The sequence below is a fragment of the Porphyromonas endodontalis genome, assembly GCF_052173515.1.
Classification (GTDB): Bacteria; Bacteroidota; Bacteroidia; order Bacteroidales; family Porphyromonadaceae; genus Porphyromonas; species Porphyromonas endodontalis_A.
This window is the reverse complement of the sequence record NZ_JBQMYL010000007.1, coordinates 69,514-92,283: the sequence shown is the minus strand read 5'-3', so window position 1 is coordinate 92,283 and position 22,770 is coordinate 69,514. Positions and strand designations below refer to the sequence as shown.

Here is a 22,770-nt window from a genome sequence, read left to right as displayed (position 1 = left end):
TCTACCTATACCCTACTCCTTAGGAGGCGTTGTGTTAGTTCTTAGATATACGTTGGGTTATTCCCACTCAATGGTGCTGGGGGGCTTAGAGGAGATATCGTACACAACACGATTAACCCCTTTCACCTTGTTGATGATCTCGTTGGAGACTTTTGCCAAAAACTCGTAGGGGAGTCGGCTCCAGTCCGCGCTCATGGCATCTACACTCGTTACGGCGCGTAGGGCAACGGTGTACTCGTAGGTGCGCTCGTCTCCCATCACCCCTACACTCTTTACAGGTAGTAGGATGGCTCCGGCTTGCCACACCTCGTTGTAGAGCCCTTGACGGCGCATTTCGTTCATATAGATAGCATCCGCTTCTTGTAGGATACGCACTTTCTCGGGGGTGATTTCCCCTAGGATACGAATCCCCAGCCCGGGCCCGGGGAAGGGATGACGCTCCAAAAGGTGGTCTTGCATGCCGAGGGCACGACCCACACGGCGCACTTCGTCTTTGAAAAGGGCACGGATAGGCTCTACGAGTTTGAGCTTCATACGCTCGGGGAGCCCTCCCACGTTGTGGTGGCTCTTGATGACCATACCCGTAATGTTGATAGACTCAATAACGTCGGGATATATAGTCCCCTGTCCGAGCCATTTCACATCCTTTATTTTGGCAGCTTCGGCTTCAAATACATCGATGAAGCCCTTGCCGATGATTTTTCTCTTCTGCTCGGGATCGGTTACTCCGGCTAGGGCATTGTAGAATTGCTCGTGAGCATCTACCCCTATTACGTTGAGACCGAGGCAGCGATAGTCCTGCATCACTTGGGTTGCCTCGTCTTTTCGCAGCAAACCATGATCCACAAATATACAAGTGAGGTTGCGCCCGATTGCTTTGTTTAGGAGCACAGCCACTACCGAACTATCCACGCCTCCACTAAGGGCGAGGAGTACTTTGTCGTTTTGGAGTTGCTCACGCAGCTCTGCTATGGTGCGCTCGATAAAGGCGTCTGGCGACCAGTTGCCCCCAATCCCCACGATGTCAATAAAGTTGGCAAGTAGCTTGGTACCCTCTTCGCTGTGGAAGGCTTCGGGGTGGAATTGTACGCCCCAGGTTTCTTCCCCTTCGATGCGGAAGGCGGCATTCTCCACCTCGGGTGTGCGCGCTATGGCGCGGAAGCCTTCGGGGAGTCGGGTGATGGTATCCCCATGGCTCATCCATACCGTATTGCCTTTGGTTAGCCCTTTCAGGAGAGGATCTTCGGGAGCTGTAATCTCTAGCGCAGCGGGGCCGTACTCCCGAGTTGCGCCCGGCTCTACCATCCCTCCGGCTTGATAAACGAGACTCTGTGCCCCGTAGCAGATGCCAAGGAGAGGGCAGCGCCCACGCAGTGTAGAAAGGGTGGTCTTAAAGGCTTTGGGGTCATATACTGAGTAGGGACTACCCGATAGTATAATACCGCGCACTCCCTCTAGCCCCTCAGGTAGCTTGTTGTAGGGAACAATTTCGCAGTAGGTGTTGAGGTCGCGGATGCGTCTCCCGATCAATTGAGTCGTCTGGGATCCAAAGTCGAGGATGAGGATTTTCTCTTGCATACTTTAGTCTCTAATAACTTTGGTGCAAAGGTAGCGTAAACTATCGGTCAATCGCTGATAATTCGCTACTTTTGCCCCAAGTATTGCAAGGAGGAGGTCTCTTCCCTCTCTTTTGCTGAGTAGTATGCCTCTGTAGTTCAACGGATAGAATAGAAGTTTCCTAAACTTTAGATAGGGGTTCGATTCCCCTCGGAGGTACTCCTAAATCTCGGTAAGACTTGAAATACTCTAGCCTTGTCTCGAACCCCTTTCTCTTCGTTTTTGCAGTGTGTTACAGAGAGTCTCGCCGCTGTCTACAGCGGTATGTCGGTGCGGAGTGTTTTGCCCTCTTTGAGGGTCACACGCACCTCTACTCGATCAAACTTCCCCTTGACTTCACTACTATTGCACGATAAGATACTTTCTGTAGGAATCCATAGATAGTCGTTGGCCGTAAGTGCTGCTAGAGATTTTCTCTCTTTCTTAAAAAAAGGTCCCGAAAGATTTTTATATCCACTGCGAATAAAGCCTTCGATACTATCGTATGTAATCTCTATTTGGGATGTGAGTTCGGTCTTATCGTTGCCTTTCACCCCAAAGACTTGTATCTTTTTCATTTTATAAACGAGTTTCGTGCTCATGGGGAGGGGGATGCAGGTCATAAAGCCACTACCATCCTCTCCATGCTCAAGGGCAACTTCTGTAAATTCCTTTTTGTTTTTGGGGAGGGAGATATAGCTCTCGCTACCACCTTCATTACCCAATAGGAACTCCCATTTCAATTCTGGCTCTTTTTGCTCATTTGTTAGTGCTCTTAGACTGCACTTCGTGGGAATATGATAGCGATCTATGGCATAGGGAACGTGGAATGGTTTCGTTTTTCCTCTCTCGTATCCGTCCCTGCACGCTACAATGCAAAGGGCTAGTAGTACAGCGGCTACTCCCCAAGAATATAACTTTTTCATAACTCTGTGTTGTTGATAAATGTGCTTATGTTTATTGCGAATCAATACTATTGAGATTGAGCTACAGTGGCATGTCGGTGCGGAGTGTTTTGTCGTCTTTGAGGGTCACACGCACCTCTACTCGATCAAACTTCCCTTCTATGTTATTCTTGTCGCAGGAGAGAAGAATTTCACGTCCCCTTGTTGGGAATGGGTAATAATCATAGTTGGTAATACTCTCCAAAGATAGGTTTATAGGAGTCCATATTCCATTATGGTCGGTTTTATATCCTCTTTGGATGAATGGTTCAATACTATAACTCAAAAGAAAGATGATGTGAGAGAGTGAGGTCTCATTCTCTTTATTGTAGCCTGCAACCTCAATCTTTTGGACTCCATATAGACATGGTAACATGGGAGGAAAGGCATAAAATCCTACTCCCGTTTCGCCATGCTCTCGTGCTATCTTTTCAAATAATTCCGGATTAGTCTTCTCCGTGATAGTGGTTTCTTCAGAACGACTGAACCAAAGATTCCAATAGAGTTTAGAAGGGTCTTCTGACCTTTCTGCTTTCGCTACATAAACATAATTTGGTACGTAATAGGCTTCAATAGCATATTTATGCCATTTCGCTTTATCCCATTCTGTCTTTGGTGTGCAGGCATGAAGAAGGACTACAGATAGTAACAAGGTCAGTGTGTTTAGTTTTTTCATAGTGCCAATAAGTGTTTAATGCTTCTGATACATGTGAGAAGGTGTTGGAGACAACTTGATACTTTTTCTATTGTTGTCCCCTTTCTCTTGTAAAGGTATAAATAAAATTCTAAATAGATATGTTTGATGTATGCTTTTGATCTTTTCTTGAAGAAAGGGTTTCCGAATTGCGCTTTATCCATATCGTTTGCTGTCTATTTGTTTTTGCCTCCTTTTTGGGGTGTCTGTGGGTTGCAGTCCTATCTCCCTCTCTAGATTTTATGTGTTACGGAGGAATGCAGTACTTTTGTTCCAGTGATGGGAGCCCTTTTTTAGGGTCAAATATCCTGAGAGAAAGAGCCCTCCTAATTTTATGGAAGAAGCTAAACGCGTAACGGAGCCGCACGAGAAAGTATCCCGCAAAGGGCAGCAATGGTTTTTACTCCTTCTACTTCCCCCTCTCGTTTGGGGGATTGTTTTTGCGTGCTATCCCCTGGTTGCTGAGAAGATTCGCCCTCTGATTATCTTCAATTTGGTTGAGGGACTAAAACCCTTAGGGCTCCCTCTCTATGCAGCACTGGCTGTAGCTTTTCTCATTACCATCCTCTATCCGCATACATCACAAGGGAAATCTTTTCTCTCGCACCTTAGGCACGAGGAGGGAAGCGAGCGGCTACGCCAGGGGGCCATCGCCTGCTGGGTACTAGGGTATGGCAACCTTTTATTTGGTGTTATCCCTAGCGTTATAGGTACGATAGCTCCATTTCTTGTGGGGATGGTGCTCTATATCGCTCGTGCTGTACGCCTAGGCGAACGCCCTTTGTGGCAGCCTCGTGGCTACATCCTCGCCATCGGGATTTTCTTATTGTACGACCTTTGTACTCTCCTTTGGTCTCCCAATCGTGCCGTTTCTCTGGAGTGGTGGATACGCGAAGCCAGCCTACTACCCTCGATTTTCCTGCTGCTGATGTATCCTCCGCATCCTCGTGATATACGTGTCTTTATGCACTATGCCCTACGCATTACTTACCTCTACCTCCTCAGCGTTGTGGCGATTTATGTAGTAGTGTGTTGGGCTACTGATACCTCTTTGGGGGCGGCCTTTGGGCTTGAAAAGATGTATTTTGTATTTAACGAGACGCCGGTAGGGACGCTCTTTTTGGGTTCTCTTTTTGGATTCCAACACTACACCTACCTTGGCTTTATCATGCTAGCCCCCATTCTCTACTGGCTGCTGGAGCGGGAGCGTCTGCCCGAGGTTCGGAACCTCTTAGTGGGGTCTCTTGTGGGGTTCCTCCTCTTCGTGTTCATATTCCAAAGTAGGATCTTGATGTTAGTCTTGTGCGGAGCTTTTTCCCTTGGGCTTCTGTACCTTTTTGCCTCCCTTGTCTTTCCCCAAAAAGGGGCTTATAAGAAACGGATTTTGCTCCTACTCCCTATCATCGCGGTGGCCTCTCTTCTCCTCTTTTTGTGCTATCCATCAGCCTTGAAATACCTCATAGATGAGCACCGTCTTAACCTCTTTGAGACGGCCATTATGTATCTAAAAGAGAACCCCCTTTGGGGCTATGGACTAGGCTCTGCAGAGGCTCTTATCTCTCCTTTCTATCAGGGAGAGTATGCCACACACTTCCACAATCAATATCTTTTGTGCTACGTAGAGGGGGGGATTATGAGCCTATTGCTTTGGGTCGTGATATTCATTTCCTACCTAAGATATGCCCTGCGCAGCCGCAACTATGCCGCCCTTATCTATGTGGTGATTATGCTGGTTGTCATGCTTATTGAGGTGATTACCTGCTTAAGTCAATACCTTATTGCTATGAGCCTTATGGCTGCATTCTTAATTTCTACACACCCCTATCTTCAGAAAAAATGACCATTGCGAACGAGATTTTTGAGCAACTCCGCGCTCAGGGTGGAGAGGAGAAAGCACAGCATCTGAGCCGATTTTTCAAATGTAAGCCGGGGGAGTATGGCGAAAGCGATCGCTTCTTGGGGGTAACGGTACCCGAGGTGCGCTCCGTAAGTAAGGCCTACAAAGAGAAAGTGAATTGGCAGGATCTCGAAGAGCTACTCGCCAGCCCTTGGCACGAATGTCGCCTTGCAGCTCTTCTTACTTTGATGGAGAAATACAAACAGGAGCCTGAGGCGGTATACAACTTTTACCTCAAGCATACTTCGGGAATTAACAATTGGGACTTGGTAGACCTGAGTGCTCATAAAATAGTGGGAGCCCATCTGCTCCGGCGCGATCGCTCGCCTCTCTATCACCTTGCCGGTAGCTCTAATATGTGGGAGCAGCGCATTGCCGTTGTCTCCACTTGGGCATTTATCCGTGAGGGGGACTGCAATGATACCCTTTGCCTTGCTGAAAAATTATTGCACCATCCCCACGATCTTATGCACAAAGCTGTAGGCTGGATGCTGCGTGAGGTGGGGAAGAAAAGGCTTGATCTTCTTCGAGATTTCCTCAATCGCTACGCCCATGTTATGCCTCGTACCACGTTGCGCTATTCGATAGAGAAGCTCCCTACAGAAGAGCGGCCTCGTTATCTAGGGAAAAAGACGAAATCTATTTCTTAATCCGAGAAGAGGGAGGGGAATTATGCCTGCTCCCCAAGAATGGTGCGGATGAGTGTGATAATCTCGCCAACAGAGCCGATGCCCGAAAAACGTACCATGCGAAGCCCTTTCTTGCTTTCTTCTAATCTACACTGGCGATGGTGGAACGAAGCATAGGCAATAAGCTGCCCAAAAAGAGGCCCCTGATAGTAAGGTGAATCCGGATCCTCGGGTAAGAAAAAGTAAAGAACCCCCGACCGTAGTACAATGCGTTGCACGCCGAGTGATCGACCCCAGCGGCGCAAAATGGGTACCAAGATAAGCTGCTCCACTTGCGAGGGAAGTCGTCCGAAGCGATCTTCGAGCCGCTCACGGAATTCCTTTACCTCCTCTTCTGTCGTAAGATTGTCTAGCTCTCTGTAAAGGCTGATGCGCTCAGAGTCTTGAGGAACGTAGTCGGGAGGTAACGATAAATAGAGATCGCTCTCGAAGGGGCAGTCCTCCTCGGCGGCAAGTTCTGCGCTCTCGTCTTGGAAAAGCTCCTCAAACTCCTCTCGTTTCACCTCTCGCACCGCCTCGTCGAATACCTTATGATAAGCATCGAATCCTAGGTCGGCAATAAAACCGCTCTGCTCGCTACCGAAGACATTGCCAGCCCCCCTAATATCGAGATCTTGCATGGCAATTCGGATGCCGCTGCCGAGGTCTGAATAGCTCTCAATGGCTCGTAAGCGACGCTGCGATGCCTCCGGCAGGAGATCCATGGGAGGGGTAATAAGGTAGCAAAATGCCTTTCGAGAGGAGCGCCCCACACGCCCTCGCAACTGATGCAAATCGCTCAAACCAAAATGGTGCGCACTGTCTATTATGATGGTATTGGCATTAGAAACATCAATGCCATTCTCCACAATGGTGGTAGAGACGAGTACATCAAACTCATGTTGCGAGAAGGAGACAAAGAGTTGCTCCAGCTCAGTTTGGTTCATGCGTCCATGCCCTACGGCAATTCGGCAATCGGGGATGCGCTGCTGTATCATGCGTGCAATTCCCTCTATATCGTCAATGCGATTATGGACAAAGAATACCTGTCCATTGCGGCTTAGCTCGAAGTTAATGGCCTCGGCAATAGCCTCAGGGTCGAAGCGAATTACCTCTGTAGCTACGGGGTAACGATTGCGAGGTGGAGTGAGGATGTTGCTTAAGTCGCGCGTGCCCATAAGGGAGAATTGCAGGGTACGTGGGATGGGGGTTGCGCTCATGGTAAGGGTATCTACATTGACTTGCAGCGAGCGCAATTTCTCTTTTACGGCTACCCCAAATTTTTGTTCTTCGTCAATTACAAGTAGTCCCAGGTCTTTGAACTGCACATTCTTCCCCACAAGCCTATGGGTTCCAACCACAATATCTATTTTCCCCTCCTTGAGGTCTTCTAGTAATTGCTTCGACTCCTTTGCCGACTGAGCGCGTGAGAAGTAAGCGACACGCACGGGCAAATCTTTGAGTCGCTCCGAAAAGGTACGATAATGCTGGTAGGCAAGAATGGTGGTGGGTACCAGTACTGCCACCTGTTTGCTATCCGCTACCGCTTTGAATGCCGCACGTATGGCGATCTCTGTTTTGCCGAAGCCTACATCGCCACAAATGAGCCGATCCATGGGTCGCGGTTGCTCCATATCCTGCTTCACGGCCTCCATTGCCTTGAGTTGGTCGGGCGTCTCTTCGTAGATAAACGAGGCCTCTAATTCATGTTGTAAGTAGCTATCGGGGCTAAAGGCGAAGCCCTCGGACTCTCGGCGCGCTGCATAGAGCCGGATCAAGTCTCGCGCAATATCCTTTACTCGCTTCTTGGTGCGCTCCTTTAGTCTGTTCCACGCTCCTCCGCCTAATTCGCTCAGTTTGGGAGGTTCGTCATCCCTGTTTCGGTACTTTGAGAGCTTCCTGAGGTTATGTACACTTACCAGTATGTAGGCGCCATCTCGGTAGTCAATTTTCACCACTTCTTGCTGCTTCTCCCCGTCGCGTTGGGTGAATAGTCCTGCAAAACGCCCGATCCCGTGGTCGTAATGCACGATAAAATCGCCGGGGGTGAAGCTCTTGAGTTCTTTGAGGGAAAGCGAGACTCCGCCTGTGCGGATGCGGTCGCTCTGTAGACGATACTTGTGATAACGCTCAAATATCTGGTGATCGGTCAGGAAGACCATGGCGCTATCGGCGTCTTCGAATCCCTCGTGTAGGGTCAAGGGGAGTGGCTCGGGCATCAGAGAGGCTTCGCCCAAATCGCTTAGTATCTCTCTCAAACGCTCTGCTTGTGGTGTGCTCTCGGTGAGGAACCATACCCTATACCCCTTCTCTTTATAGTGCTTTAAGCCCTCAATAAGGAGATCAAAATTCTTATGGAATAGGGGCTGGGGAAGGGTGGCAAACTCTACTATTTTGGTAGCTTCCATGCCCGAGGGGAGCATCCCCAAAATCAGGCGATGGCAGTGGATCTCTTGGGGCAGTGTCTCGAGGGCGATTAGCTTGGCTCTCATCTCTTCGGTAGAGGAAAATCCCTCTCCCTCTACAAGCACGGCCTCCTCTTGGTATAGCTGAGTTATTCGCCCTAATGTTGCCTCATAATCGGTAAAGAGTAGGGTGTAGTCCGGGGAGAGAAATGAGAAGAGCGATTGTCCCTTTTCACCCCCTGCCATATTGGCAAGATTGGAGGAGAGGGTAACCTCTTCTCGCTTTTCGTGCGAGAGTTGAGTGTCTATATCAAACGAACGGATACTCTCTATCTCGGTGTCGAAGAAGTCTAATCGGATGGGTCGCTCTGCGTTGTACGCAAATATATCTACGATGCTACCGCGGAAGGCCACCTCCCCGGGTTGGTATACATAGTCCGTTATGGTAAAACCTTCGTCCACGAACCAAGCTCGGAGCTGCTGCCTGTCCATCTCCTGTCCCACACGTAGGGAGCGGACATGCGTCTCCACTTCGTTGGCATTGGGGATCCCCTCCGCCAGCGCAAAAGGATGGGATACAATAATCGGACAATCGCCCAAAGAGAGGCGCGCGATTAGCTCCGAACGAAGCACCTCGCTCCCTGCATCGGTATGCCCATATCGGATATGACGGCGGTAACTAGAGGGGAAGAAGAGAACGGACTCGCGTCCTAAAATCTGAATCAAATCGCTGTAGAGATAGCCTGCGCTTTCCTCGTCGTTGGCTACAATAAGCAAGGGTTGTTTTGTCTCCTGTATGTGAAGCCCTGCCACAATCACCGCAAGAGCCGAACCTGTTACTCCCTTATAGCGCACTGCCTCCCCGGGCTGAATGGAAGATAGAGTCTGAGCTAGAGAGCCAATAGAGGGGTGCTCACGGAGAGAGGTGAAAAGATGCTCCGTAGGGTCGGAGGTTGGGGGCAAAGGTTGTTTCATAAGGGGGATAAAGAAAAACTAGCTAGGCTCTAAAGGCTTGCGGTATGGGTCGCTATATAGTAAGGAGAGGGGCGTGAGGCCCTGAGAAGAGAGCTACAACTTTCTCGAATGGGACAAAAAAAGGGTGCCCAAAAGGCGAGGCTTCTCAAGATTCCTCACCTTTCTGTGGGCACCCCGTAGGTCGGATTACTTACGAGCGATTACTTCAATCTCGATAAGTCCGTTCTTGGGAAGCGTCTTAACGGCAACTGCAGAGCGAGCAGGGAAAGCGCCTGAGAAGTGTTTTTCGTACACGGCATTCATAGCGGCAAAGTCCGCCATATCGGCCAAAAAGCAAGTTGTTTTGATAACGTGATCAAAGGTGTATCCGGCTTCGTCGAGGATGGCTTTGAGGTTGCGGAATACCTGTTCCGTTTGCTCCGTTACGCCTCCTTCTACAAAAGCACCGGTCTTGGGGTCGAGACCCAACTGACCACTTGTTATGAGCATGTTGTCGAATTCTACAGCCTGGCTGTAGGGACCAATGGCTGCAGGAGCATTGGTTGTGCTAATTACTTTCTTCATATCTCTTCTCTATAATTAGGTGATATTTATTTCGCTTGCTTCTGACGGAGAGACTCAAAAAGGAGTATCCCGGCGGCTACGGATACGTTGAGGGAGCCAATCTCTCCCACTTGGGGGATGGCTACCGATAGCGTGGCAAGTCGGACCACTTGTGGCGAAACCCCTTCGTGCTCACTCCCCATCACGAGAGCTAGAGGACCTGTAAGGTCGGCCGTGTAGTAGCTGTTTTCTGCCTTCTCGTTGGCGACAACAATCTGGAGTCCGCACTCGGCAAGGTAGCCTACAGCTCCGCTTATTGAGGGAACTCTGCACACGGGAATACGCATCAAAGCTCCGGCGGAAGCATTCACGGCATCCGCGGAGACGGAGACGCTCCCTCGCTCGGCAATCACAAGCGCATGGGCGCCTGCACACTCGGCAGAGCGTGCTATTGCTCCGAAGTTGCGCGTATCTGTTACCCCATCAAGTAGCACGATAAGGGGATCTTCTCCTCGCTCAAAAATCTGAGGAACCAGCATCTCCAACGGAGTGTAAGAGACCTGTGCAATGATGGCAACACAGCCCTGATGGGCACCTCTTGTAAAGCGATTGAGTCGCTCCACAGGAACCTCTAGGACGGGGATTCTTTGCTCTCGTGCCAATCGTTTGATGGCGCGAACCTCCTCCGAAACGAGCGCACGGCGCAGGTAAATCTTGTCAATCTCCTGACCGGCCTCCAGGGCTTCTTGTACGGAGTGGATGCCAAATATGATTTTTTCTTTAATCATTGTTTTGTAGTAATTCTTGGGCAGCAGCCATTGCTACCGGGGTAATAACGGAGCCGCTGATGAGGCGTGCCACCTCTTCTTCGCGCTCTTGGGGCGAGAGGGTACGTAGCTCGGTAGAGGCTCTCTCTGTCTCTTCGTTGTAATGCTTCGAGATGGCCATTTGGGCTTCGCTACGTGCTGCAATCTGCGGCAAATGGGTGATGGCAATCACTTGCAGGTGGTGACCCATGGATCGGAGTACCTGCCCCATACGATCTGCTACGCGCCCGGAGACTCCTGTATCGATCTCGTCAAAAAGAATGGTCGGGAGGTGATCACACGCAGCAAGCATCGCCTTGATAGTGAGCATCAAACGAGCCATTTCTCCTCCGGAGGCAACACTCCCTACGGGGTGTAACTCGGCATCCCCATTGGCACTAAAGAGCACTTCCACACGATCGTAACCCGTGGGCGAGGGAGCATCTAGGGGCGTTACCCTAAATTCTACTCGGGCATGGGGCATCTCTAGTAGCCGTAGTTCTTCCGACAATTTCTTGCCTAGTTTTAGGGCGGTACTCTGCCTGGTTTTCGATAATTTTTCACCCAGATGTTGCACCTCTTTTAGGGCAGTAGCGGATTTTTTTTCAGCCTCTAGGAGAAGGTCTTCTTGCCCATCACAGAATTGCACCTTCTTGTGAAGCTCTTCGCGGAGGGCGATAAGTCCTTTTGTATCGGAGTGATGGTACTTTTGACACAGCGTATTGATGAGGTCGAGACGAGCCGTTACGTGAGCAAGAGCCTCCGGATCGGTATCTACCTGCTCGGTAAAAGAGGCGAGGTCTCTAGCCACATCGCGCATCTCTATGGCGCAGGAGTTCAACCGCTCGAGGTGGCTTTCAACTCTCGGGAACTTGCTTGTTATCTCTTCGAGTTGGCGAATGGCTCCGGAGAGCTGACTGATTACGTTTGAGGATTCTCCGTCAAGCATCTCTTGTACTTGGTAGAGCGTGCTCTTAATTTCGTCGGCATGACGCAAAAGGGTCTCCTCCTCAAGCAATCCCTCTTCTTCGCCCTCTACGAGTTGGGCGTCGCTCAACTCTTGGTAGCGGAATAGATTGTAGTCATGCTCCTCTCTGCTGCGAGCTATTTGACTTTTCAGCTCCTCGAGAGCGCGGGTGGTCTCTTCGTATTGAGTGTATGAGGTCTTGTAGGCGGAGAGGAGCTGAGGATCGTCCGACATCCTGTCTACTATGTGTAGTTGGAATTGGTTGCTCGAAAGCTGAAGATTCTGGTGTTGCGAGTGAATATCAATCAGCAGAACGCCTAGCTCAGACAGCGTAGCGAGGGAGACGGGTGTGTCGTTGATGAAACATCTACTGCGCCCCATTGCGGAGATTTCTCTCCATACAACGCAAGCGCCATCCTCCATCCAGAGATCTCTCTGGCGCAACCATTCTTCCACATGTGGGGGGAGTTCGACAAAAGTTGCCTCTATAACGCTTCGTTTTGCCCCTGCCTTGACGAGACTACTATCGGCACGGCGGCCTTGCAACATCGAGAGCGCTCCAACAAAAATGCTCTTACCTGCACCCGTCTCTCCCGTGATGGAAGTAAAGCCGGAGGCAAAAGAGACCTCCAAGAGATCGATGAGAATAAAATCTTGAATCCTGAGGAGTTGGAGCATCAGTGTCTATTGTTTTTTAGAGACTTAGGGAACTTAACGCTTGAGTGCATCGAGCGTATTACCCTCTGTGGGGTATATCTTGTTGAGGAGCTTGTAGGCCGCTTGCTTCTCTTCGGCGGTAGCTTTCTCTGCCACTTTGACCAATTCAGAAAGTTTGGTTTGGGAAAAAAGGATCAGAAGCGGAGTGCGAGGCGTGTTTTTCCAGACCTCCTCTAGTTGGTTAAGAGCCTCTAAAAGGGTGGTGCGCCCTCGCTGCACGTTGGCAACAAGTTCGTCCAGTCCTTTTCGGTGATAGGTGTACCACATTTGGCGGAATGGCTCTTGAGTAGGGTCGTTTAGGGCCTCTGCTATGGCGTATCTGTTGTAGTCGTTGTCGTAGGCTTTCCAGCCTTTCCACTCCGTGCTTGCCTGTCCGGCAATATTGACGAGCTGCCGCATTTCGTCACGAGCCACGTTGCCTCCCAAGGGGGAGAAGCTATCGAGGTCGAGAGCGATTATGTAGTATGCATAGAAAACGATGCTGGCAATGAGGTTGCTTCCTATGTCGTTAGGGGAATAAGTTAGGACGTCGAAAGATTGGTAATCGAAGTTAAGTTCACGGTCGCGCCAAACGAGAAGAGGAGATTGGTAGGAGCTGTTGAAAACAGGGCGTTGTGCTGTGATGTAAAGCTCTCCGGCGTACTTACGCTCCTCTTCTACGGCGGTAAGGTTAATGGCAAAGGCGCATTCGATGCGCTCCGCAGGGGAGTATTGTAGCGAAGTCCAACGCGTATTGTTGAGCATGTCGGTTAGTTGGCGTTCCATTTCTGCGAACTGGCTGGCATTGACCGACCCCAGTCGTTCGGTATTGATCGTAACTTTTGCCTTGAGCTCTTGTGCAGAGACTTGTTTTGCTCCCAGCAGTAAGCAAAGCAAAATCAGAAACGGACGGACGACCTTCATTGCTGCAAATAATGGTTTGTGAGGTAGTTGAGAATATCCTTTGCTACCTCTTCTTTGCTCTTGAGGGAGCACTCCAAGGGCTCTCCCTCTTGGGGAATCAAGGTTACCTTATTGGTGGGGGTGCCAAAGCCGGCTCCCCTGTCGTTTATAGAATTGAGCACCATAAGATCCATGCCCTTACGTGCCATCTTACGCCTTGCCTCCTCGTGATCAGACGAGGTCTCCAAGGCAAAGCCTACCATGATTTGATTCTCCTTTTTCTCGGCACCCAGCGTGGCGGCGATGTCCGGATTCTTCACAAGGGAGAGGGACATGGAGGCGCCGGTGCTTTCCCTTTTCATCTTGCCATCCGCTTTGTGCTCGGGGCGATAGTCCGCTACGGCAGCGGAAAAGATGGCAAGGCGGCATGAGTTTGCAACCTTTTGGCAGGCGGCTAGCATCTCGCAAGCCGTTGATACTCTCTCCACATGCACCCCTTGAGGATCGGGCAGAGAGGAGGGGCCGGAGACGAGATGAACTTGGGCTCCTCGGCGAGAGCACTCAGCAGCGAGTGCATATCCCATTCGTCCGGAGGAGTAATTCCCGATAAAACGAACAGCATCAATCGGCTCGTAGGTGGGGCCAGCTGTGATGAGAACTTCCATCTCGGCTAGGCTATTCTCTTTACATCCTTGCGCCTCTGCCTCAAAGTGTTGAGCTACGGCCTGTGCGATTTGCTCGGGCTCTTCCATACGCCCTTTGCCCTCCAGCCCACTTGCTAGAAAGCCGTCTCCCGGCTCTACGACGTGCACTCCTCGCTCGCGGAGGGTCTGTAGATTACTCTGTGTTGCAGGGTGGCAATACATGTCTAGGTCCATGGCAGGAGCCACCCAGACCGGAGCTTTCATAGAAAGATATGTGGTGAGCAACATGTTGTCGGCAACTCCTGTTACCATCTTGGCGAGGGTGGCTGCCGAAGCCGGTGCGATAAGCATGAGATCTGCCCACAGTCCTAAGGACACATGGCTGTGCCAAGACCCATCTCGGCGATCGAAAAACTCCGAGACTACAGGCTTTTGTGTAAGGGTAGAGAGGGTAAGGGGAGTAATAAATTCTTTGCCCGAAGGGGTAATGACGACCTGCACTTCGGCCCCCATTTTTATGAGAAGACGAATAAGCGTAGCACTCTTATAGGCTGCAATGCTGCCCGTGATGCCTAAAACAATATGCTTACCTTGAAGGCTCATAAAAGGCTTGATGGAGGGATTGATTAGTTGTTTTCGGAAGCAAGTTTGAAGCGAAGGCGCGTAAGATGCCGCTTGGTGTCTTCGGGGAAGTCGGCCTTCATCACCCAGTCGTAATAACCCGGTTCTTTTTTGAGCACCTCGGCAACAGGAACGCCTTTGTGCTTGCCAAAGTTAATCACGACCTCGTCTTTTTCGTTGTAAACGAAGCGTCCTGCCAAGTCAAGATTCCGCTGCTGCATTGTAAAAGAAGATAGGAACTCAACATCGTTTTGCAGATCTTCGGGATAGCGGTCGAGCTGAGCCTTGAGCACTTCGAGCGTGGCGCGCGTATCGGCTTCGGCAGAGTGAGCCTCGGTTAAGTCCTTATCGCAATAAAATTTGTACGCAGCCTCTAGGGTACGACGCTCCATTTTATGGAAGATCGTTTGCACATCAATGAAACGGCAGCGCGAGAAATCGACCTCTACGTCGGCACGGATAAATTCTTCTCCTAGGAGGGGTACGTCAAAACGATTGGAGTTGTAGCCCGCAATGTCGCACCCTTGAATCATAGAAGCCAAGCTCTTGGCCACTTGTCTAAATGTGGGACAATCGCGCACATCATCGTCGGTAATGCCGTGGACTGCCGTACTCTCTTCGGGGATGTGGCACTCCGGATTGAGACGCCGCGTGCGCACCTCTTCGTGCCCATCGGGGTAGACTTTGATGAGGGAGATCTCTACGATACGATCCTTCTCGGGGCTGAGACCCGTAGACTCAATGTCGAAGAATACAAGTGGACGCTTGAGCTGTAGTTCCATAGAAGAAAGGCAATTTTAGCGAGCCGTAGTAATGGGCATGATCACATTGGTTAGCTCCGTATCCTTGGGGTTTTCGGAGGGAATGATAACCATAGCTCGAGAGGCATCGGCAATCTCAAAGACGATGTTGCTCGATTCAATTGTATTGATAAGGGCAATGAAACTATGTACCTTGAAGCGGAGTTTCATGCTGAGGTTAGAGGGGTTTTCTATGGGGAAGCGTTGCTCTGCCTGCCGCACGTCTTGTACATCCATGCTGACTGTCATCAAATTACCTTCGATAGACATCTGCATCACTAGGGGATGATTGGGGCTGCTCATAAAGGAGTTCATGCGCTTGATGGCAGGTACAAACAGACGCCCTTCTATGGAGATGCGGTGAGGATTGTCCCTAGGGATTACAGAATCGTAGGGTGGATAACGACCCTCTACGAGGCGAGTAGAAGCCTCGATGTTACCAACTTTGAAGAACGCCTTGCGGTCCGTGTGCGAGAGAGTTACCTCTTCATCTGTAAAAGACGCCAAGAGAGCGCGCAAGAAGTTCGCCATCTTTTGGGGCAAACAGAACTGATAGGGCGATTGTACTCGCACGTCGGCCGGCTCCACAATAGAGGGATCCACCACGGTAGAGTCTGTATATTTCGTAAGGATCTCGGTAGAGGTAGCTACCATTGCAAGGTACTTTGCTTTGAAGTCGAAGCACACCGAAGCAAGGATAGGTCGCCTAGCATCCTCTGCCATAGAGCCAATTGTCAGATCCAATCCACGACGCATGGCAGAGGCGGACATGGTGGCTACGTGTGCCGTTTCGGCCTCTTCTCTGTCTTTGTCGTCCTTAGGATAAAGCTCTCCATCGCTCGTTGCGAAACGGATATAACCCCCTTCGAAAGTCATCAGTAGGGTAGAGGTCTCTGCCTCGTAGTCGAAAAGGAGGGGCTGGTCGGGCAATCCCTTTACGTATTCCAATATATCCTTGGGATGAACGGCGAAGGTTGCGTTCCCTTCTGAGGAGATCACGGGTAGTACCCCGCGGCTTCGCATCATACCGTCAGAGCCTGTTACGTAGAGGTTATTGTCTTGTATTTCGAAAAGGAAGTAGGTGAGTACCGGCATCTCATTGTAGACGGTGGGCACTACCTTACTTTGGTTCTGAAGGAGGGACGAAAGCTCTCCGGAGGCTATTTTAAACTGCATATCAGAGGTTGTTGCTATAGTTATTCTTCGTAGGCAAAAGTAGCCATTTTTCTTGAAGGCTCTCTAGGGATTAGGAGGGATAAATAAGATTCTCTTCTGTTGCCACGTCGAGTACTTCTCGAAGGTACTTCTCGGCTTCGTAGCGTGCCATGGGGAGGTTGTGTAGGAGACAATTTCCGCAATCTCTAGGTTCGGTACCGGGTACTACGCCCTCGAAATCGCGCACAAAGCGGAACGTGGCTCGGATCAAATCCAAAATGTCGTGGGAGGAGAGATCTCCCTTGATGAGGAGGTAGTTGCCCGTAAGGCACCCCATGGGTCCCCAGTAAACAATGCGATCGCGCCATTCGGGATCGTTACGAAGATAGGTCGCTGCAAGGTGTTCGATGGTATGCAACTCGGGTACACCCATCACGGGTTCCCGGTTGGGTTCCTTCATGCGAATATCGAAAGTGGTGATTACCACATCGCCAAAGCGGTCTTTGCGGGAGACGTAGATGCCTCGCTTGAGGCGGATATGATCGAGTTGAAAACTAGGTATCTTCTCCATTTTTAGGGTTTGTATTTGATTATACTAGATTGCATTAATGAGTTTATGGATGGCTGCAAACCGCTCGGTTCGAAACGCTTCTTCTTTCCAAAAATGGCAGTACTGCACATAGCCGTCGGCGCGGTCTGGGGTGTCGCTGATGAGCCGGATCACCATCATGGGGAGGTGGTGGATATAGGCCGTCTGCGCTACGGCGGCACTCTCCATGTCTAAGGCGAGAGCGTCGGGGAAGTTGGCTTTGATAAAGGAGAACTCGGCAGGGGAGGATAAAAATCGGTCTCCACAGGCTACTCCTCCTAGATAGAAAGGAACCTCTGTCTCCCTGAATTTCTCAACGAGAGAAGTCTCTACAGGATAACGCAGAGGGTAACCTTGTACTTGCCCATAGGGGATTTCTGTCCCGCAGTAGACGTCGTGATAGCAAACCCAATTAGCCACCACGATATCGCCTCTCTCTACACTTGTGCTGAGGGTGCCACTTACCCCAATATTGAGGATTAGGGAGGGGGCGAATAAACGAATCGCCTCCGCTGTGGCCACGGCTGCAGAGACTTTGCCAATACCCGTGGTCAGGAGAAGCAAAGATTGCCCTTTGTGCGTGGTGCCCTGCCAACCTTCGAAGCCAAGAGGCGACACCTCCTTTTTCGGGGGCTCTGAGAAGAGGGGGAGAAGCTCTTGCACCTCTTTTGGCATAGCTGCCACCAAGAGTATTTTATCTGCACTCCCCATGTTGTAAAGGCTTGTTCGTATCCATCATTACAAAGATACAACAAAAAGCCCATCATCTACGCCTCATGTAAGAGGGAGATGATGGGCAGTATAGAAACTCTTTTTTATCCTTTAATCCCTAGAAAAGGGCTTCTTAAAGCCCCGTCTTGGAGAGTTCTTCGTCCAAGAAAATTAGGTTTTGTTCCTTGGAGAGATTGATGCGATCGATGATGCTGCAAGCGGTATCTTCTTCCTCTACTTGCTCACGAATGTACTTCCAGAAGAAGTCTTGAGAAGCCATATCGCGCTCAGCCGATGCAATCTGAACAAGCTCTTCGATCCACGCCGTTACCTTGCATTCGTGCTCATATACTTGTGTGAAAGTGTCTGCTACGGAGCCAAATTCTGTGGGAACTTCCTCTAGGGGTAGAATGGTCACACGGCCTCCGCGGCGGTTTACAAAGTTCATCATGTCGTAAGCGTGCTCCATCTCTTCTTTGGATTGAGCCATAAGCCACTTAGCCATACCTGCATAGCCTTTGTGCTGTAGGTACATAGACATGGAGAGGTATAGGTTAGAAGACCACATCTCGCGGTTGATTTGTAGGTCGATAGCTTTCGTTACTTTTTCGTTGATTTTCATATCTTCAAATGCATTTTTTTTCTGTTACTACTGATAAAACAGACGTGCCTTATTTTGGTTCAATGCGCGTGAAGCTCTTATTCGTAGGGGGATAGAAACAAAAAAAGCACCTACCCTCAATATCAAGGATAAATGCTTAAAGGGAAGTACGCGAGATGAGATTTGAACTCATACACCGTAACCGGCACTACCCCCTCAAAGTAGCGTGTCTACCAATTCCACCACTCGCGCAAAATGTTTCAAGTTTTATGAGGTCTCCCTCAAAGCTGTCGTCGTGCCCAAGACAGGACTCGAACCTGCACGTCGCGAAACACTCGCACCTGAAACGAGCGCGTCTACCAATTCCGCCACTTGGGCTTCTTTGTTACTCTCTTCTCTTGGCATTAGGCCCAAATGAAAAGAGCCGCACACAATCGACTTCTATCTTATTCTCTAGCACTTGCTCCGTATTTCGCGGTGCGGACGGGACTCGAACCCGCGACCCCCTGCGTGACAGGCAGGTATTCTAACCAACTGAACTACCGCACCAAAACTCGAAGCGTGCTCCGACCGTCTTTGTCAAGAGCTGTAGAACAGCCTCTGCCGTTCTCGTTTAACGCTCTCTCAACTCGAAAGCGACAGCAAAGGTACTGCTTTTTTTTAGTTGTGCAATAGTCGGCGATAAATTTTTCTGTTTCCAAAGTGATTTTGATGTGCCAATTTTTTGTGGTTTGATTCATAAGTCTCTGTAATATAGTGTGATTGTAGAGTTTTAGAGGGGCGGTGGAATCTTCCTGTGGGAGTATGAAGATTTTTCATCTTCGCCCGCCTTTAATCTCTCGCTGCGTTGCAAGAAGAGGGAAAGGAAGTTATCTTTGTAGTCGTATTCAATTAGACCTTGGTAATATGACAGACAGACATAAAGAACGTATCCTCATGGCATTCGATACCATCGAAGAGGGATTTGAAGAACTTGAAGAGCGCTTTGAACTTGTGCGCCCTCCCCACGGACGAGACTTTTCTCGGCAAGAGATTATGGAGCAAATCCCCTCGGCCACCATCCTCTGTTCGGTATTCGACATTCCCATCGATAGGGAGATTATCGATAAGGCTCCCAATTTAAAGCTAATTGCCAACTATGCCGTTGGTTTTAATAATATAGATATTGAGTATTGTAGAGAGAAGGGGATTGCCGTGACCAATACGCCCGAGAGTGTAGTTGCCCCCACGGCGGAGCTGGCCCTTGCCCTCTTGCTGTCGCTTTCGCGTCGTACGGCAGAGTGGGATCGCACTTTGCGCACAATGGGTAGAGACCTCAAGCCCTCTAGGCTAGATCGATTGGGGCTTGATCTCCTCGGTAAAACGATTGGGATTGTAGGCTTTGGTAACATAGGCCGAAGTGTGGCCGTGCGCTGTCAGGCCTTTGGGATGAGGGTACTCTACTACAAACGCCATAGGCTTTCTGAGGAGATAGAGCAGAAGCTCGGGGTGTCCTACTGCGACCTGGATACTCTATTTGAGACGGCTGATGTGGTCTCTCTCCACACGCCTCTCAATGAGGGTTCTCGCCATCTCGTGGATGCCGATAGGCTTGCTCGGATGAAGCCTTCGGCTCTCCTCGTCAATACCGCCCGTGGGGCAGTGGTGGACGAAAACGCCCTAGTGGAGGCTCTTACCTCCGGGAAAATTGCTGGTGTTGCCCTCGATGTGTACGAAGATGCCGACAAACCCAATGCTGCCCTCTTCCGCTTAGACAATGTGGTCATGACCCCTCATGTGGGTACGCAAACCTACGATGCGCGACTTATGATGGCGCGTGAGCTAACGAATAATGTACTTGGCTTTGTGGATGGAGACCGCCCCGTAGCTTATGTAGTGCGACCTGCCTAGATGGTAGTTCTCCCCGTAGGGGCTCGAAATAAGTAGCGCTCCTCTCTTCTGATTTTCCCCATGGACGGGAAGGAGGAAGAGGGGAGCGTTCTTTTTTTGCCCCTTGAAACGACACAAAACGAAGGCTGAGAATTTCAGAACTCCTGCCCTATACTTTTTACTTTTTCGGGCAGAATGCTCCCTCCTAATCAGCCTATTTCCGAAAGAATTCTACCCTATAACGTTGTAGATTCTGACCGGAGGTTGTTCCCTTATAGACTTTTTCCTGAAAAAGAGCCTCTGTGCAGAATATAAAGTGTATATTTGCGATAGGAATTGATACCTCCTGTGCATTACATAGTGATGATGCAAGGAAAGAATCACACAGGAATAGAAATCTAAAAGCAGTTTGCACATGAAAATCTTAGTACGACTATCAGCGGTAGTGTGTTCCCTCCTTATTGCCCTCTCGGCGGGAGCACAAGAGAAGACTCCTCTCTCCTTTGGCCTGTATACGACCCTGGGTGCTCCTGAGGGGTTGACGATAGGGGGCTCTGTCTGCTTTATGCCCGAACTCTCGCTCCGCGCAGGGCTTGGCTTAATGCCTAGTCTGTCTTACTCTTCGCGAGTGGATGTTGATAAGGTAAAAGCTTTTGCATCCTATGCGCAGAAGCTTGAGAATCCTGTTGATCTGGATATCAAGATGAAGTCGGGTTGGGTGCGAGGTCAGTTGCTTCTCGACTATCATCCATTTAAAAATCCATTTAGGGTAACGGCTGGTTTGTTCCTAGGTCGCTATCAAGCTCGCGGATCGGTGCAGCTTGTAGATCACAAGACGGGTAAGTCGGTAGCCGAAGAGATGAGAAGAAAGGGAGTGTTGAACATGCCTGTAATTCGGCTAGAGGAGAATGGGGAGACTCTTTTTACTCTCCAACCCGACGAAGATGCCTCTATAAACGCTTCCGTTGCGTCTCCTTCTTGGGTACAACCTTATATTGGGGTTGGCTACGGTTTTGCTGTACCACGTTCTAGGGTATCGTTCTTTGGGGATCTGGGGTTCCTCTATAATGGACCTCTTAGGTTATCTTCTCCCAACCTGAGAGAGGGAGACCTCAATAGTCTTGTGCCCCGTGATGAAACATTAAAATCGATTGATGCTTGGACTCGGCTTTTTGCAGTCCTCAATTTGGGCGTCTCTATACGGCTATAAAGCATTCCCTGTTATCCATCTTTTAGTAGAGTAGAAGTACTATCTGCTCCATGTTATCTACCACTCTCTTATTGCAAGGGGGTGGTAGCGTTTTGTGCCGACAGCGTACTCTAAACGAGAGGATTCGATTCTTAATACCGAGGTTTATTCGCAATGAAAAGAGAGGGCTCCTCTTCGTTAATTCGTTACTAATCACTTGGCTGCAGAGCGATAACAAAGGTCCTGTCGCCTTCTTTTGAGTCTTTTGTGTAGTACATTTCTGTACTAGTAAAGAATACGGATTACCTATAAATAGGTATAAAATAGACTTACGTCTAATATTTAATACCTACTTTTGCACAAGGAAATAAGTGTAAAACAGACAAATAAAAGAACTCGACTATGGAAAAGTCAATCAAAGGAACTCGTACAGAGAAAAACCTGCTTGCCTCTTTTGCCGGAGAATCTCAAGCACGTAATAGATATACCTTCTTTGCAAGTGTTGCAAAGAAAGAGGGTTATGAGCAAATTGCTGCCATCTTCCTCGAAACTGCAGAGCAGGAGCGTGAGCATGCCAAAACGTTTTTCAAATTCCTCGAAGGTGGGATGGTAGAGATTACTGCCATGTACCCCGCCGGTGTTATTGGTTCCACGATGGAAAATTTGGCTGCCGCTGCTGATGGCGAAAACGAAGAGCACACCGTGTTGTATCCCGAGGCTGCAAACATCGCTGAGGAAGAAGGGTTCCCCGCAATTGCCGCAGCATTCCGCCAGATTGCTAAGGTGGAGGCCGAACATGAGCGTCGCTATCGCATCCTTCTAGAGCGAGTAAAGACAGAAACAGTATTCTCTCGCGAAGAAGAAATTATGTGGCAGTGCCGTAATTGTGGTTATGTGCTTACCTCGAAGAAGGCACCCGCAAAGTGCCCCGCTTGTCAGCATCCGCAGGCTTACTTCGAGCCCTGTAAGCAGAACTATTAATCACTCCTTCTCAAGCGGAGAAGCCCCTACGAAAAGTAGCAAGATACGGAGCTGCTTAGGAAAGAACTCCTACACCCCTTTATATATAATGAGGGGTAGTAGAGAGTAGAAAGATGGGGGATTGACATATTTGAGAGACGAGATAAAAGGAACCTGTATCCTCTCGTTTCGTAAAGCGCATGGTAGCTATACCGCTCCATGTATTGCCTTCACTTTCTATCCCTAACTGGGGTGCGAGTTGAGGGACGCGGATTGAGCCAATGCGTTTTATTTGTTTGTGGGGTTGCCCCCTCGGTGGTCAAAAAGCGAAGGATCCTTCCTTACGTCTGTGGTTTGACCTCCGGGGGGCAACTTTTTATGTCAGAAGGGAGATCTCTTTGTGCCACTTGGTGGGGGAGGTCGGGGAGAGCTAAAAAGTAGGGTGAGGCGCCCTTGTCAAAGAAAAATATTGCGCTCTTGTGGGGTGGAGTAAGGGCTGTGTTTGTATGTATAAGTATCGTTATTTTGGGGGTTTAT

At 49.7% G+C, this 22,770-nt stretch carries 19 protein-coding genes and 4 tRNA genes; 6 read left to right on the top strand and 17 right to left on the bottom strand.

Annotation, left to right across the window (positions count from 1 at the left end; all coding sequences use genetic code 11):
* Window positions 1-57: 57 nt before the first annotated feature.
* Window positions 58-1,578, bottom strand: coding sequence for a glutamine-hydrolyzing GMP synthase (gene guaA, locus ACTTHR_RS05010; RefSeq protein ID WP_442605404.1), 1,521 nt, complete (start codon window positions 1,576-1,578; stop codon window positions 58-60).
* Window positions 1,579-1,704: 126 nt separating this feature from the next.
* On the opposite strand from guaA, the gene ACTTHR_RS05005 reads away from it, so the two are divergent.
* A tRNA-Arg gene (locus ACTTHR_RS05005) sits at window positions 1,705-1,776 on the top strand.
* A 95-nt stretch (window positions 1,777-1,871) separates the two neighbouring features.
* Here ACTTHR_RS05005 and ACTTHR_RS05000 read toward each other — a convergent pair.
* Together ACTTHR_RS05000 and ACTTHR_RS04995 are read right to left on the bottom strand one after the other, a co-directional pair.
* Entirely contained in the window at window positions 1,872-2,522 is a 651-nt protein-coding gene (locus ACTTHR_RS05000; protein WP_442605403.1) for a hypothetical protein, read from the bottom strand.
* Window positions 2,523-2,583: 61 nt separating this feature from the next.
* A complete protein-coding gene (locus ACTTHR_RS04995) occupies window positions 2,584-3,216 on the bottom strand; it encodes a hypothetical protein (protein ID WP_442605402.1) in 633 nt (210 codons plus the stop codon).
* 352 nt (window positions 3,217-3,568) lie between these two features.
* Here ACTTHR_RS04995 and ACTTHR_RS04990 point away from each other — a divergent pair, with 352 nt between their 5' ends.
* Window positions 3,569-5,074, top strand: coding sequence for an O-antigen ligase family protein (locus ACTTHR_RS04990; protein ID WP_442605401.1), 1,506 nt, complete (start codon window positions 3,569-3,571; stop codon window positions 5,072-5,074).
* Window positions 5,071-5,781: a DNA alkylation repair protein gene (locus ACTTHR_RS04985; protein WP_442605400.1), complete on the top strand. Its 711-nt coding sequence runs from the start codon at window positions 5,071-5,073 to the stop codon at window positions 5,779-5,781. The genes ACTTHR_RS04990 and ACTTHR_RS04985 overlap by 4 nt, the downstream gene beginning before the upstream one ends.
* Window positions 5,782-5,801: 20 nt before the next feature.
* Here the strand turns inward: ACTTHR_RS04985 and mfd are convergent, their stop codons facing one another.
* The 14 genes from mfd to ACTTHR_RS04915 form a co-directional block, all read right to left on the bottom strand.
* Window positions 5,802-9,179 carry a transcription-repair coupling factor gene (gene mfd / locus ACTTHR_RS04980; RefSeq protein WP_442605399.1) on the bottom strand — a complete coding sequence of 1,126 codons (3,378 nt, stop codon included), beginning with the start codon at window positions 9,177-9,179 and terminating at the stop codon, window positions 5,802-5,804.
* A 186-nt stretch (window positions 9,180-9,365) separates the two neighbouring features.
* The gene (locus tag ACTTHR_RS04975) at window positions 9,366-9,743 is read right to left on the bottom strand and encodes a RidA family protein (RefSeq protein WP_281677475.1); all 378 of its coding nucleotides are present in this window, start codon (window positions 9,741-9,743) and stop codon (window positions 9,366-9,368) included.
* Between the two features lie 26 nt (window positions 9,744-9,769).
* A complete protein-coding gene (rlmB, locus tag ACTTHR_RS04970; RefSeq protein WP_442605398.1) occupies window positions 9,770-10,510 on the bottom strand; it encodes a 23S rRNA (guanosine(2251)-2'-O)-methyltransferase RlmB in 741 nt (246 codons plus the stop codon).
* The gene (gene recN, locus ACTTHR_RS04965; RefSeq protein ID WP_442605397.1) at window positions 10,503-12,173 is read right to left on the bottom strand and encodes a DNA repair protein RecN; all 1,671 of its coding nucleotides are present in this window, start codon (window positions 12,171-12,173) and stop codon (window positions 10,503-10,505) included. Before recN ends, rlmB begins: the two co-directional genes overlap by 8 nt.
* Window positions 12,174-12,206: 33 nt before the next feature.
* Window positions 12,207-13,115 carry a DUF4835 family protein gene (locus ACTTHR_RS04960; protein WP_424038607.1) on the bottom strand — a complete coding sequence of 303 codons (909 nt, stop codon included), beginning with the start codon at window positions 13,113-13,115 and terminating at the stop codon, window positions 12,207-12,209.
* Window positions 13,112-14,341: a bifunctional phosphopantothenoylcysteine decarboxylase/phosphopantothenate--cysteine ligase CoaBC gene (coaBC, locus tag ACTTHR_RS04955; RefSeq protein WP_442605396.1), complete on the bottom strand. Its 1,230-nt coding sequence runs from the start codon at window positions 14,339-14,341 to the stop codon at window positions 13,112-13,114. Before coaBC ends, ACTTHR_RS04960 begins: the two co-directional genes overlap by 4 nt.
* A 23-nt stretch (window positions 14,342-14,364) precedes the next feature.
* Complete coding sequence (locus ACTTHR_RS04950) at window positions 14,365-15,141, bottom strand: 3'-5' exonuclease (protein WP_315075520.1); 777 nt, start codon at window positions 15,139-15,141, stop codon at window positions 14,365-14,367.
* Window positions 15,142-15,156: 15 nt separating this feature from the next.
* Complete coding sequence (locus ACTTHR_RS04945) at window positions 15,157-16,335, bottom strand: DNA polymerase III subunit beta (protein ID WP_314941899.1); 1,179 nt, start codon at window positions 16,333-16,335, stop codon at window positions 15,157-15,159.
* Between the two features lie 70 nt (window positions 16,336-16,405).
* Entirely contained in the window at window positions 16,406-16,885 is a 480-nt protein-coding gene (locus ACTTHR_RS04940; protein ID WP_442605395.1) for an S-ribosylhomocysteine lyase, read from the bottom strand.
* A 24-nt stretch (window positions 16,886-16,909) separates the two neighbouring features.
* A complete protein-coding gene (mtnN, locus tag ACTTHR_RS04935) occupies window positions 16,910-17,614 on the bottom strand; it encodes a 5'-methylthioadenosine/S-adenosylhomocysteine nucleosidase (protein WP_442605394.1) in 705 nt (234 codons plus the stop codon).
* 133 nt (window positions 17,615-17,747) lie between these two features.
* Window positions 17,748-18,236, bottom strand: a complete 489-nt coding sequence (locus ACTTHR_RS04930) for a ferritin (RefSeq protein ID WP_442605393.1) — start codon at window positions 18,234-18,236, stop codon at window positions 17,748-17,750.
* A gap of 147 nt (window positions 18,237-18,383) precedes the next feature.
* Window positions 18,384-18,467 (bottom strand) — tRNA-Leu (locus tag ACTTHR_RS04925).
* 44 nt (window positions 18,468-18,511) lie between these two features.
* Window positions 18,512-18,593, bottom strand: a tRNA-Leu gene (locus tag ACTTHR_RS04920).
* Between the two features lie 97 nt (window positions 18,594-18,690).
* Window positions 18,691-18,764: transfer RNA gene (locus ACTTHR_RS04915), tRNA-Asp, on the bottom strand.
* A 357-nt stretch (window positions 18,765-19,121) separates the two neighbouring features.
* Here ACTTHR_RS04915 and ACTTHR_RS04910 point away from each other — a divergent pair.
* From ACTTHR_RS04910 to rbr, 3 genes are all read left to right on the top strand, one after another.
* Window positions 19,122-20,105: an NAD(P)-dependent oxidoreductase gene (locus ACTTHR_RS04910; protein WP_442605392.1), complete on the top strand. Its 984-nt coding sequence runs from the start codon at window positions 19,122-19,124 to the stop codon at window positions 20,103-20,105.
* Window positions 20,106-20,499: 394 nt separating this feature from the next.
* A complete protein-coding gene (locus tag ACTTHR_RS04905; protein WP_442605391.1) occupies window positions 20,500-21,294 on the top strand; it encodes a hypothetical protein in 795 nt (264 codons plus the stop codon).
* A gap of 381 nt (window positions 21,295-21,675) precedes the next feature.
* Window positions 21,676-22,254 carry a rubrerythrin gene (gene rbr, locus ACTTHR_RS04900; RefSeq protein WP_442605390.1) on the top strand — a complete coding sequence of 193 codons (579 nt, stop codon included), beginning with the start codon at window positions 21,676-21,678 and terminating at the stop codon, window positions 22,252-22,254.
* Window positions 22,255-22,770 lie beyond the last annotated feature (516 nt).